Origin of the sequence: Streptomyces sp. DT190 (assembly GCF_049846985.1) — a bacterium.
In the GTDB taxonomy this organism is placed as follows: Bacteria; Actinomycetota; Actinomycetes; order Streptomycetales; family Streptomycetaceae; genus Streptomyces.
Window position 1 is genome coordinate 41,475 of record NZ_JBNCNM010000038.1, and the last position, 12,412, is coordinate 53,886.

A 12,412-nucleotide genomic window follows, 5' to 3' on the forward strand; every position below is an offset into this window, starting at 1 on the left:
CTGCTCACGCTCCCGTGGCGACGAGGACGACGGCGACCGCGAGGACGACGGTGCCGGCGAGCAGCGCGCTCACGTAGGTCTGGACGTTGCCGGTCTGGGAACGCCGTACGGCGGTGCCGAGCCAGCGCGGCAGCGCACCCGCACCGCGCACGTAGGTCTCGACGACCTCGCGGTCGAGGAACCGGACGAGGCTCGCTCCGGCCTGGACCGGGCGGACGAAGAGGGCCGAGTACACGGTGTCCAGGTGGAAGCCGGCGGCCGCGTGCCGGTGCAGGGGGCCGAGCAGCAGACGTCCGGGGTCGGCGGGGTCCGGTGCGTAGGCGATGTCGCCGTAGGCCGGCTCGTGCGTGGCGATGGCCTCCGCCTCGACCCGGGCGGCGTCGCCCTCGGGGTGGGCCGCGACCGCGCCCATGGGGACGCGGGCCGCGAGAGCGGTGGTGTGCCGCCAGGCGGCGTAGGTGACGATGCCGCCGACCAGCGCCACGCCCGTGCCGAGCACCGAGGTGGTCGGGGTCGGACCCAGGTCCCGGCCGTCGAACCAGTCGGGCAGCACGCGGAACGCGAATCCGCCGAGGGCCAGGGAGGGCACGGCCAGCACCCACAGCACCACGGTCATCGTCAGCGGCTGCCTGCCGTGGTCGGGGGCTGCGGCGCCCCGGCCGTGGAAGGCGAGCAGCCACAGGCGCATCGCGTAGGCGGCGGTGAGGACGGCCGTGAGCAGACCGGCGACGAGGACGATCCAGCCCGCGGCCGCGGGCGCGTGCTCGGTGTGCCCGGTGACCACGTGCTCGGCGACGCCGAGGACGGCCTCCTTGGAGAAGAAGCCGCTGAACGGCGGGATCGCGGCTAGCGCGAGGAGCGCCACGGTCATCGTCCAGTAGGCGTCGGGGACCCGGTCGCGCAGGTTCCGCATGCGGGACATCGCGGCGAGCGAGTTGGTGCCGGCGGCGTGGATGATCACGCCGGCCGCGAGGAACAGCAGCGCCTTGAAGGCGCCGTGCGACAGGAGGTGGAAGACGGCGGCCCCGCGGTCGCCGACGGCGAGGGCGCCGGTCATGTAGCCGAGCTGGCCGATCGTCGAGTAGGCGAGGACGCGCTTGATGTCGTCCTGGGCGAGCGCGGCGAGGGCCGAGCCGGCCATGGTGACGGCGGCCATGACGGCCATGACCACCATCGCGGCCTGCGAGGCCTCGAAGACGGGGAGGAGACGGGCGATGAAGTAGACACCGGCGGCGACCATCGTCGCGGCGTGGATCAGCGCGGAGACGGGGGTGGGACCCGCCATCGCGTCGGGGAGCCAGGTGTGCAGCGGGAACTGCGCCGACTTGCCCGCCACGCCCGCGAGCAGCAGCAGGGCGATCGGCGTCGGGTGGTCGAGCCCGCCGCTCGCGACGGTGCCGAGGATCCGGGTGACGCGGAACGAGCCGGCGTCGGTGGCCAGGGCGAACAGACCGATCAGGAAGGGGACGTCGCCGAGCTTGGTGACCAGGAAGGCCTTGAGGGAGGCGGCGCGCGCCTCCGGGGTCTCCCAGTAGTGGCCGACCAGGAAGTAGGAGCAGATGCCCATGACCTCCCAGCCGACCAGCAGCACCATCAGGTCGCCGGAGTAGACGACGAGCAGCATCGCGGAGGTGAACAGGGAGACCAGGGCGGCGTAGGAGGGGTAGCGCGGGTCGTCGCGCAGGTAGCCCGTCGAGTAGATCTGCACGCAGGAGGCGACCAGGCCGACCAGGACGGCGGCGAGGGCGGCGAAGCCGTCGATGTGCAGGGCCAGCTCGATCGGGACCGAGCCGGTGGGGGTGAGTTCGGTGGCCGCGTCGACGGCGGCGTCACCGCCCTGGCGTACGGCGACCACCGCGGCGAGCACCAGGGCGCTGAGCGTCGGCAGGACGGCGAGCGGGCGGACGAACCCGGGTGCCGTGCGGCCCAGGAGGAGGCCGGCGACGGCGCCGAGGAACGGAAGGAGGGGGACGAGGACGGCGAGGGTGGTCGTGGTCACGCGGTGGCCTCAGCCTTCTGGGCCTCGCCGGACCGCTCGGCCGTGCGGGCGTCGCTGTCGGGGCCGTCGGGGTCGTGCCGTTCGGAGGTGTCGCGGAGCTTGTCGATGTCCGAGGTGCCGCGGTTGCGGTACACGGCGAGGACGATCGCCAGGCCGATGCCGATCTCGGCGGCGGCGATGGCGATGGTGAACAGGGTCAGGGCCTGGCCGGAGTGCAGGGTCTCCTCGGCGGTCCTGCTGAGCCAGACGTCGAAGGCGACCAGGTTGAGGTTGACGGCGTTGAGCATCAGCTCGACCGACATGAGGACCAGGATCGCGTTGCGGCGGGCGAGGACGCCGTACAGGCCCGTGCAGAAGAGGAGGGCGGAGAGCACGGCGGGATAGGCGAGGTGCATCAGCGGGTCCCTTCCTTCTCGCTCCGGGCGGCCGGGGCCGTGTCGTTCCGGGTGGGAGGGGTGCTCCCGGCCGGGGCGCCGCCGGGCGTGGTGGCGGTGTCGGCCTTCGCCTTGCGGGAGAGGACGATCGCGCCGACCAGGGCGGCGAGGAGGAGGACGGAGAGGGCCTCGAAGGGGAGGACCCAGTTCTGGAAGAGGCTCGCGCCGGTGGCCTCGGTGGAACCGGCGGCGGGGCCGTCCAGGTCGATCCAGGTGGTGCGGAAGGCGTCGACGACGACCCACACCAGGGCGGCGGCCGCGGCGACGCCCACGGTCAGGGCGGCCCAGCGGTTGCCGGAATCGGCGTCCGGGGAGCGGCCGATGGGGGCCCTGGTGAGCATCAGGCCGAACAGGAGGAGGACGACGACGGAACCGACGTAGATGAGGACCTGCACCCAGGCGATGAACTCGGCGGTGAGCAGGAGGTACTCGACGGCCAGGCCGCCGAGGGCGACCACGAGCCAGAGGGCGGCGTGCACCAGCTGGCGGGTGGTGACCGTGACGATCGCGGCGCCGAAGGTGACCAGGCCGACGAGGAGGAAGGCGATCTCGACGCCGGTCGGGGAGAGGAAGCCGTGGGTTTCGGCGGCGGCTGCGGTGGCCGGGCCCGTCGCGAGGAGGCCGGCGGTGGCGGCGAGGGTCATTCCCGGCCCTCCTGCTTCGGCTCCTGCTGCGGATCGGGTTTCGGTTCCTGCTTCGGCTCCTGCCGCGGATCGGGTTTCGGTTCCTGCTTCGGATCCGGTTGCGGTTGAGCCGGGCTCGACCGGTCCGGCTCGGGGGCGGCGGGGCTCGACTGGTCCGGCTGCGGTCGAGGCACGCTCGGCCGGCCGGGGTTCGACTGGTCCGGGTTCGGCTGGTCGGTCTGCTGCCGGGAGTCGCCCTGGGGGCGGGTGGGCTGTTCGGCGGCGCGGGCCTGCTCGTCGGCGTGGGGCTCGGTGGCCGGCGGGGCCTGCTGGGCGGCCAGCTTCTCGGCGGCCTTGCGGGCGGCCACGAGCTCCTTCGGTTCCTCCGCGCCGGGGTCGAGGGCCGGCGGGGCCGGGACCGTCCACATCCACTCGCGGAGCTTGTCGCGCTCGTGGGTGAGGTCGCGGATGTCGGTCTCGGCGTACTCGAACTCCGGGGACCAGAACAGGGCGTCGAAAGGACAGACCTCGATGCAGATGCCGCAGTACATGCACAGGGAGAAGTCGATGGCGAAGCGGTCGAGGACGTTGCGGCTGCGTTCGCGGCCGCCCGGGGCGGCGGGCGGGACCGTCTCCTTGTGGGAGTCGATGTAGATGCACCAGTCCGGGCACTCGCGGGCGCACAGCATGCAGACCGTGCAGTTCTCCTCGAACAGGCCGATCACACCGCGGGTGCGGGGCGGGAGGTCGGGCTGGGCGTCCGGGTACTGCGCGGTGACGGACTTCCTCGTCATCGTGCGGAGGGTGACGGCCAGGCCCTTGGCCAGGCCACTTCCTGGGATCGGGGCCATGGTTACTGGATCACCACCTTGACGACGCCGGTGAGGGCGATCTGGGCGAGGGAGAGGGGGACGAGGAGGGTCCAGGAGAGCTTCTGGAGCTGGTCCTCACGCAGGCGCGGGTAGGTGACGCGCAGCCAGATCACGAGGAAGGCGAGGACGGCGGTCTTCAGCAGCGTCCAGACCCAGCCGAGGCCGTCGGAGCCCCAGGGGCCGTGCCAGCCGCCCAGGAAGAGGACGGTGGTCAGGCCGCACAGCACGACGATCCCGGCGTACTCGGCGAGGAGGAACAGGGCGAAACGGAGGCCGGTGTACTCCGTGTACGCGCCGAAGATGATCTCCGAGTCGGCGACGGGCATGTCGAAGGGCGGACGCTGGAGTTCGGCGAGTCCGGCGACGAAGAAGACGATCGCGCCGACGATCTGCCAGGGCAGCCACCACCACTCGAAGGCGTCGAGGATGCCGGGGAGCGAGACGGTGCCGGCCGCCATGGCGACGGAGGCGGCGGTCAGCAGCATCGGCAGTTCGTAGGCGAGGAGCTGGGCGGCGGTGCGCAGGCCGCCGAGGAGGGAGAACTTGTTCGCGGAGGCCCAGCCGGCCATCAGCGAGCCGAGGACGCCGACGCCCATGACGGCCAGGACGAAGAAGACACCGGCGTCGATGACCTGCCCGACGGCTCCTTCGCCGGGGCCGATCGGGATGGCCAGCAGGACGAGGAGGTAGGGCAGGAGGGCGATGGCGGGGGCCAGTTGGAAGATGCGGCGGTCGGCACCCGCCGGGACGACGTCCTCCTTCTGCGCGAACTTCACACCGTCGGCGATCAGCTGGGCCCAGCCGTGGAAGCCGCCGGCGTACATGGGGCCGAGTCGGCCCTGCATGTGGGCCATGACCTTGTGCTCGGTCTGGCCGATGATCAGGGGGAAGGTGAGGAAGACGACGAAGATGATCAGGAGTCGCAGGGCGACGTCGAGCACGTCGTTCACCGCGGGCCTCCTGCGGGGTCGTTCGGGGCGTTCGGGTCGTCCTGGTCGGACGGACCGTTCGGGGTGGGCGGGTCGTTCGGGTCGGGCGAACCGTTGCGGTTGAGCGGACCGTTCGGGTCGGGCGGACCGTTCGGGTCTTGCGGACCATTCGGGGTGGTGGGCTCAGTCGGTTCCGAGGACTCCCCGGGCAGCCTGAGATCCGAGGACTCCCTGGGCAGCCTGAGATCCGAGGACTCCCCGGACTCCCTGGGCCCCCCGGACTCCTCGGGCTCTCTGCGCTCCTCCGAGGGCTCGGTGCGCTTCGCGGACTCCGTCGGCTTCGCGAGTTCCGTCGGCTTCGCGGACTCCGTCGGCTCCGTCGGCTGCGCCGGTCCCGTCGGCTCCGGCGCTTCCGCGCGCTGTCCGGGCTGGTCCGCAGGGTCGCCTGTGGGCTCCGGGGTGGTCGGCAGCGGCGCGGCCTCCGGGGACGGTTGGGGGGCCGGTTCGTCGAAGGCGGGGCGGGCGTGGTGCCACGGGGCGTCCGCGCTGCGCGGCGCGCGGGAGGGACGGCCGGGCTCGCCGTCGCCGCGGGCGGACGCGGTCCGCTGGCTCGCACTGCCCTCGGAGGCGCTGCGCGCCCGGCGAGGCCCGGCGGGCGTGCCCGACCGCGTGCGCTGCGAGGACGGGTCCGAGGGCGCGGTCCCGGGAGCGGACGCCGGGGACTCGGTCTCCGCCGTCGGGGCGTCGGGGCCGTCCGGCGTCTGGCTGGCAGACCCTTCCGCGGCGCTGCGGGTCCGGCGCGGACTGGCCGGAGCCGGAGTGGCCGGTCCACCGGGCGCGGTCTGGCTCGCGGAGCCTTCGGCCGCGGAACGCGTGCGGCGCGGGCCGGCCGCAGGAGCCGTGGCGGCCTCTCCCGCAGCCCGGGAAGACGCACCGCCCTCCCCCGCCACGGACGACGCGGCCGGAGTCTGACTCGCCGAGCCCTCCGACGCCGAACGCGTACGACGCGGGCCGGCCGCAGGAGCCGTGGCGGCCTCTCCCGCAGCCCGGGAAGACGCACCGCCCTCCCCCGCCACGGACGACGCGGCCGGAGTCTGACTCGCCGAGCCCTCCGAGGCCGAACGGGTGCGGCGTACCGGGCGCTCGCCCGCGGCGCGGGGTGTCGTGCCGCGGGGTGGGCGTTCGCCCGCCGGGCGGGCCGCGCCGCGGGCCGGGCGGGCGGGGGACGGAGGGAGTTGGCCCTTCAGAGGGCCCCATTCGTTGGGGTCGGGGACGCCGGGCGGGAGCATCTGGCGGCGCTTGGGGCCGCCGTGTTCCGGCTCGCCCGGTTCCTTCGCGCCGGGCCAGGCCTTGGCGACGCGGGCGGCGAGGACGAAGTCCTTGCGCAGGGGGTGGCCCTCGAAGTTCTCCGGCAGGAGCAGGTGGTCCAGTGCCGGGTGGCCCTCGAAGGTGACGCCGAACATCTCGTGGGTCTCGCGTTCGTGCCAGGCGGCGCCCGCGTAGACGCCGATCGCCGACGGCAGGACGGGGGCGTCGTGCGGGACCGTCGTGCGCAGCAGGAGGCGGCGGACCGGGGACAGGGCGGCGACGTGCGCCGAGACGTGGAAGCCGGTGCCCGGTTCGTCGACCGCGCTCAGCCAGTCGAAGTAGGTGCAGCCGAGCCGGTCGCGGGCGGTCTCCAGGGCCGCGATCCAGGCGGCCGGCGGTACGTCGACCGTGAGGACCTCGTAGGACTCCTCGGCGGTGGCGTCCGGGCCGAAGAGTTCCCCGGCGTCGGCGGGGAGCCAGCCGACCGCGGTCATCGTCCCTCCCCGGACGTCGAGTCGGACCCCGGGGCCTGGCCGGTGCCGGGGGCGGGGGCCGGCGGCCGGACCAGGCCGCTCTGCAGGGCCGCCGCGGAAGGGCGGCCCGGGCCGGTGCCGTAGCGCTCCCCCAGCGACTCCCGGGCGATCTTCTCCTGGAGCTTGAGGATGCCCTGGAGCAGCGCCTCGGGCCGGGGCGGGCAGCCGGGGACGTAGACGTCGACGGGGATGATCTGGTCGACGCCCTTGGTGACGGAGTAGGAATCCCAGTAGGGACCGCCGCAGTTGCTGCACGCGCCGAAGGAGATGACGTACTTCGGTTCGGGCATCTGCTCGTAGAGGCGCTTGACGGCCGGGGCCATCTTGTCCGTGACCGTGCCGGAGACCACCATCAGGTCGGCCTGGCGGGGACCCGGCGCGAAGGGGATGACGCCGAGGCGGATGAAGTCGTGGCGGGCCATGGACGCGGCGATGAACTCGATCGCGCAGCAGGCGAGTCCGAAGTTGAAGACCCACAGCGAGTAGCGGCGGCCCCAGTTGAGGATCACCTTCATCGGCTCGGGCGCGAGGCGCGCGAGGGCGCCGAGCCGCTTCGGCTCGGGCAGCGACACGGGCTCGGGCAGCGACACGGGCTCGGGGGTCACGTCCATGCCAGGACGCCCTTCTTGTAGGCGTAGAGCAGGCCCACGGCCAGGAAGCCGAGGAAGATGAACATCTCCACCAGGGTCGTCGCGCCGTAACCGGGGGCGGCGAAGACGGTGGCCCAGGGGAACAGGAAGATCGAGTCGACGGCGAAGATCACGTAGAGGAACGCGTAGACGTAGTAGCGGACCTGGGTGTGGGCCCAGCCCTCGCCGACGGGGTCGACGCCGCACTCGTACGTCAGCAGTTTCTCCGGTGTGGGCACCACGGGCCGCAGCAGGCGGCCGGCCCCGAAGGCGACGGCGACGAACAGCACGCCGACGACGGCGAGCAGTCCGACGACCGAGTAGGACTGGAAGTAGTCCGCCGCGACGACGGTCGTGGTGACGACGGTCGGTTCCGGCACGTCCGTCCCTCGCTCCCTGAAACTCGGACTGGATCTGCGACGAGACCGCGGCGTCCCGGTCCGGCCGGAAACACGGACGCCGCTGTTCGACGATCTGTACGCACGGGAGTCTAGGCCCTGATAAAGGCAGGGTAAGCAGCCCGTCACACCCCGGCATGCGGGGGTGGGGTTTTCCTCAGTCAATCCTGGCGGTCCACCTCATGGCGCGGCGGTCCGCCGCCGGGCACGCTTACGCACATGACCGAACGCATCCCGTCCCCCGGCGCGGCCGGGGCCACGACGGCGGCCGGGCGGGACGACCGTCCGCCCCCGCCCCGCCTCGCCTACGACCGGCACACCTGGAAGGAGATCGCGCACCTCCTGGCGAACCTTCCGGTCGCGCTGGTCGGCTTCACCTATGTCGTGACGGTGCTGTTCACCGGCTTCGGGCTGACCCTGACGGTCGTCGGGTTCCCGCTGCTGGCGGCCGGGCTCATGGGGGCGCGGCAGCTGGGCAGGATGGAGCGGGCGAGGGCCAGGGCGCTGCTCGGGGTGCGGGTGGACGAGCCGAGCCGGCTGCGGCTGCGCGGCGGAGGTGGTTTCTTCCAGCGGTTGTGGATGCAGCTGAAGGACCCGGTGGGCTGGCGCACGGTGCTGTACGAGTTCGTGCGGCTGCCGTGGGGGGTGTTCACCTTCGCCTTCACGACGGTCTCGCTGTTCGTGCTGTGGCCGGTGCTGCCGTTCGTCGCGCGGGGCCTGACCAACGTGGACCGGGCGATGGTGCGGGGGCTGTTGTCGCCCTCCGACGAGCTGGAGCGGCGCATCGCCGAACTGGAGTCGGACCGGGGCGTGGTGGTCGACACGGCCGCGGCGGACCTGCGGCGCATCGAGCGGGATCTGCACGACGGGGCGCAGGCGCGGCTGGTCAACCTGGCGATGGGTCTGGGCCTGGCCAAGGAGAAGGTGCTGGAGGACCCGGACGCGGCGGCGGCGATGGTCGAGGAGGCGCACGGCGAGGTGAAGCTGGCGCTGCAGGAGCTGCGCGACCTGGCCCGGGGCATCCACCCGGCGGTCCTGACCGACCGGGGCCTGGACGCGGCACTGTCGTCGGTGGCCTCGCGGTGCACGGTCCCGGTCAAGGTGGCGGTCGACCTGCCCGCCCGGCCGGCCGCGGCGATCGAGGGCATCGCCTACTTCACCGTCTCGGAGCTGCTGCAGAACGTCAGCAAGCACAGCCGGGCGAGGTCGGCGTCGGTGGAGGTGTGGCGGACGGACGACCGGCTGCTCATCCAGGTGTGGGACGACGGCCGCGGGGGCGCCAGTCTCGACGGCGGTACGGGGATGAAGGGGCTGGCCGACCGGTTGGACGCCGTCGACGGCCTGTTCGTCCTGGAGTCCCCCGACGGCGGCCCGACGACGGTCACGGCGGAACTGCCCTGGCGCGACCGCACGGACGACTCCGCCCCCGGCACCCGGCGCTAGCGCACGACACGGCCCCCTGGCGCCAGGCGCCTCACGGCCCGCCCGGCGCCACCGCCCGGCACCGCACGCGGCGCCCGGCACCGCACGTGACACCCGGCACCGCACGCGGCGCCCGGCACCGCACGCGGCGCCCGGCACCGCAGGCGACGTTCGGCAACCGGCCACCGGCCACCGGCGCCAGCGCCGGGCACCGCCGCCCCGGCGACCGCCGCCCCAACCCCCGGCGCTCACGCCCAGCCCCCGGCGCTCACACCCAGCCCCCGGCGCTCACACCCGGTGCCGGGCCGGTGCCCGCGCCCGGCGCGCACCGGAGGTGGGGAAAACCCCCCGTCCAAGACGCCGACGGACTCCATGGTCCGCCGACCTGCGACGGAGCAGGGTGGAGGTACGAGAGCACAGCCGCCAGGACGAGGAGAAGGACGACGCCCATGGCCACGGAGTACGGACAGGGATACGGACTCGACAGCGGGTCCTCGTTCCCCGGGAGCACCGAACGTCGGCACCGGCTGCCCGCCGCGCTGCGCGCGCCGGTGGAGGGCCGCACCTGGCGCGAGCTCGGTTACGTGCTGCTGAGCCTGCCGATCAGCGTCCTGCTGTTCACCTACGCGGTCACGATGGTGTCGCTCGGGGCGGGCCTGCTGGTGACGTTCCTCGGCATACCGGTGCTGGCGGGGGCGCTCGCCGGGTGCCGCGGCATCGGGGCGCTGGAGCGGGTGCGGGCCAGGGCGCTGCTGGACCTGGACGTGGCCGACCCGGAGCCGCTGCGGGTGAAGCGGCGGGGCGCCATGGCGTGGATGGGCGCCGTGCTCAAGAGCGGCGCCTCGTGGCGGGCGCTGCTGTACTCGGTGCTGCACCTGCCCTGGGCGGTGTTCTCGTTCGTGGTCGCCGTGAACGTGTGGGTGCTGGGCTGGGCGCTGCTGACGTACCCGCTGTGGTTCTGGGTGTTCCCCACGTACGCCGGACAGGACGGGATGCAGCTGTACGGGGACGAGACGCACCGGATCTACCTGGACAACGCCTTCGAGATCACGGTGACGGCGCTGGTGGGCCTGCTCTTCACGATCGCCACGCCGTGGATCGTGCGGGCGCTGACGATGGTGGACCGGCTGCTGGTGCACGGGCTGCTCGGGCCGTCGCGGCTGGCGTCGCGGGTGGTGGAGCTGGAGTCGGACCGGGGGGTCGTGGTCGACACGGCGGCGGCGGACCTGCGGCGCATCGAGCGGGACCTGCACGACGGGGCGCAGGCCCGCCTGGTGGCGCTGGCCATGGACCTGGGCCTGGCGAAGGAGAAGCTGCAGGAGGATCCGCAGGAGGCGCAGCGGATGGTGGACGAGGCGCACGGCGAGGTGAAGACGGCGCTGCAGGAGCTGCGGGACCTGGCCCGGGGCATCCACCCGGCGGTGCTCACCGACCGCGGTCTGGACGCGGCCCTGTCCTCGGTGGCCTCGCGGTGCACGGTCCCGGTGCGGGTCGAGGTCGACCTGGCGCAGCGGCCGGCGCCCGCGATCGAGGGGATCGCGTACTTCACGGTGTCGGAGCTGCTGCAGAACATCAGCAAGCACGCGCGGGCGACTTGGGCGGGCGTGGAGGTCTGGCGGACCGGGAACCGGCTGATGCTGCAGGTCGTGGACAACGGCGTGGGCGGGGCCGAGGTGTCCCCGGGTTCCGGGCTCGCGGGCCTGGCGGAGCGGCTCGACGCGGTGGACGGGATCCTGGTGGTCGACTCGCCGGCGGGCGGCCCGACCCGGGTCACGGCCGAGCTGCCGTGGCGCGGGGAGCACGTGAGGTGATCCGCGCGGGGGCCCGGCCCCCGGCCACGCCGTGACCGGCCGGGGAGGGCGCCGCCCTCCCCGGCCTGCGTGTCCGCCCTGTCCGCTCCCGTCCGACCGCCCCACCCGCCCCGTGCGTCCCCCCTCCGTCCGCCTCTCCGTCCCCCGCGCCACCCGAATCAGTGAGCCGAGAAGCCGGTCCCTCCCCCACGCACCCCCCGGGCCTGAAATGCTGGGGCCTGTCGCACGGGTGGGCGCGGAGCCGTTGGGGGCCGCGGACGGGCGGCGTCTGGCTGTGGGGGGCCGAACATCGTGGAGGACAGGGTGCGGGTGGTCATCGCCGAGGATTCCGTGCTGCTCAGGGAGGGCCTGACCCGGCTGCTGACCGACCGGGGGCACGACGTCGTCGCCGGCGTCGGTGACGGCGAGGCGCTGATCAAGACCATCACGGAGCTGGACGCGCAGGGCGAGCTGCCCGACGTGGTCGTGGCCGACGTGCGGATGCCGCCGACGCACACCGACGAGGGGGTCCGGGCCGCGGTGCAGCTGCGCAAGGCGCACCCGGGGCTCGGTGTGCTGGTGCTGTCGCAGTACGTGGAGGAGCGGTACGCGACGGAGCTGCTCGCGGGCTCCAGCCGGGGTGTGGGCTACCTGCTGAAGGACCGGGTGGCGGAGGTCCGGGAGTTCGTGGACGCGGTGGTGCGGGTGGCCGGGGGCGGTACGGCCCTGGACCCGGAGGTCGTCGCGCAGCTGCTCGGCCGCAGCCGCAAGCAGGACGTGCTGGCCGGGCTCACCCCGCGTGAGCGGGAGGTGCTGGGGCTGATGGCCGAGGGGCGGACGAACTCGGCGATCGCGCGGCAGCTGGTGGTGAGCGACGGGGCGGTCGAGAAGCACGTCAGCAACATCTTCCTCAAGCTGGGGCTGTCCCCGAGCGAGGGCGACCACCGCCGGGTGCTGGCCGTGCTGACCTACCTCAATTCGTGAGCCAACCCTCGTGAGCCAACCCTCGTGAGCCGCCCCTCGTGAGCCGCCCCTCGTGAGCCAACCCTCGTGAGCCTCCCCTCGTGAGCCAGCCCTCGTGAGCCTCCCGAGATGTGACTCAGCGTGTTCGGACGTCTCGAAGTCGTGTCCAACATGCGAATGACCCGGGGAAGGCGCCCCTCACGGTCGTAGGGTTGATTTTGGGAGGCCTGCGGGAAGGCCTGTCCGGGACAGCCGCCTCTAGGGAGGTCCAGTTCAGTGACCAGCCAGGTCAGTAGCCCAGCGGAGCAGGCCGACGGAGCAGTCGTAGGGGAGCAGCGCAAAGCGGCGGGCGCGAAGGACGTACGGCGCCTCGACCGGGTGATCATCAGGTTCGCGGGGGACTCGGGCGACGGTATGCAGCTCACCGGTGACCGCTTCACCTCGGAGACCGCGTCGTTCGGCAACGACCTGTCGACCCTGCCGAACTTCCCGGCCGAGATCAGGGCGCCCGC

At 73.3% G+C, this 12,412-nt stretch carries 11 protein-coding genes and 1 pseudogene; 4 read left to right on the forward strand and 8 right to left on the reverse strand.

All coding sequences use genetic code 11. From position 1 onward, the window contains the following. Positions 1-4 precede the first annotated feature (4 nt). Genes ACPXCS_RS38410 through ACPXCS_RS38445 form a run of 8 tightly spaced genes read right to left on the reverse strand, consistent with a single transcriptional unit; the run spans position 5 to position 7,707 of the window. Positions 5-1,999: an NADH-quinone oxidoreductase subunit L gene (locus ACPXCS_RS38410; RefSeq protein ID WP_425952147.1), complete on the reverse strand. Its 1,995-nt coding sequence runs from the start codon at positions 1,997-1,999 to the stop codon at positions 5-7. Continuing rightward, complete coding sequence (nuoK, locus tag ACPXCS_RS38415; protein ID WP_425952148.1) at positions 1,996-2,394, reverse strand: NADH-quinone oxidoreductase subunit NuoK; 399 nt, start codon at positions 2,392-2,394, stop codon at positions 1,996-1,998. The genes ACPXCS_RS38410 and nuoK overlap by 4 nt, the downstream gene beginning before the upstream one ends. Further along, a complete protein-coding gene (locus tag ACPXCS_RS38420) occupies positions 2,394-3,077 on the reverse strand; it encodes an NADH-quinone oxidoreductase subunit J family protein (RefSeq protein ID WP_425952149.1) in 684 nt (227 codons plus the stop codon). Before ACPXCS_RS38420 ends, nuoK begins: the two co-directional genes overlap by 1 nt. After that, on the reverse strand, positions 3,074-3,907 hold the full coding sequence (locus ACPXCS_RS38425; RefSeq protein ID WP_425952150.1) for a 4Fe-4S binding protein: 834 nt from the start codon (positions 3,905-3,907) through the stop codon (positions 3,074-3,076). The genes ACPXCS_RS38420 and ACPXCS_RS38425 overlap by 4 nt, the downstream gene beginning before the upstream one ends. A 2-nt stretch (positions 3,908-3,909) precedes the next feature. Further along, positions 3,910-4,878, reverse strand: coding sequence for a complex I subunit 1/NuoH family protein (locus ACPXCS_RS38430; RefSeq protein ID WP_425952151.1), 969 nt, complete (start codon positions 4,876-4,878; stop codon positions 3,910-3,912). Continuing rightward, positions 4,875-6,659, reverse strand: a complete 1,785-nt coding sequence (locus ACPXCS_RS38435) for an NADH-quinone oxidoreductase subunit C (RefSeq protein ID WP_425952152.1) — start codon at positions 6,657-6,659, stop codon at positions 4,875-4,877. Before ACPXCS_RS38435 ends, ACPXCS_RS38430 begins: the two co-directional genes overlap by 4 nt. Then, a complete protein-coding gene (locus ACPXCS_RS38440) occupies positions 6,656-7,309 on the reverse strand; it encodes an NADH-quinone oxidoreductase subunit B (protein ID WP_425952153.1) in 654 nt (217 codons plus the stop codon). Before ACPXCS_RS38440 ends, ACPXCS_RS38435 begins: the two co-directional genes overlap by 4 nt. Continuing rightward, positions 7,300-7,707, reverse strand: a complete 408-nt coding sequence (locus ACPXCS_RS38445) for an NADH-quinone oxidoreductase subunit A (RefSeq protein WP_010041427.1) — start codon at positions 7,705-7,707, stop codon at positions 7,300-7,302. Before ACPXCS_RS38445 ends, ACPXCS_RS38440 begins: the two co-directional genes overlap by 10 nt. A gap of 237 nt (positions 7,708-7,944) precedes the next feature. Here ACPXCS_RS38445 and ACPXCS_RS38450 point away from each other — a divergent pair, with 237 nt between their 5' ends. From ACPXCS_RS38450 to ACPXCS_RS38465, 4 genes and pseudogenes are all read left to right on the forward strand, one after another. Then, on the forward strand, positions 7,945-9,168 hold the full coding sequence (locus ACPXCS_RS38450) for a sensor histidine kinase (RefSeq protein WP_425952154.1): 1,224 nt from the start codon (positions 7,945-7,947) through the stop codon (positions 9,166-9,168). A gap of 428 nt (positions 9,169-9,596) precedes the next feature. Next, entirely contained in the window at positions 9,597-10,958 is a 1,362-nt protein-coding gene (locus ACPXCS_RS38455) for a sensor histidine kinase (protein ID WP_425952155.1), read from the forward strand. A gap of 303 nt (positions 10,959-11,261) precedes the next feature. Beyond that, positions 11,262-11,921: a response regulator transcription factor gene (locus tag ACPXCS_RS38460; protein WP_308311412.1), complete on the forward strand. Its 660-nt coding sequence runs from the start codon at positions 11,262-11,264 to the stop codon at positions 11,919-11,921. 255 nt (positions 11,922-12,176) lie between these two features. Next, positions 12,177-12,412: pseudogene (locus ACPXCS_RS38465) on the forward strand (2-oxoacid:acceptor oxidoreductase subunit alpha); the annotation flags it as partial.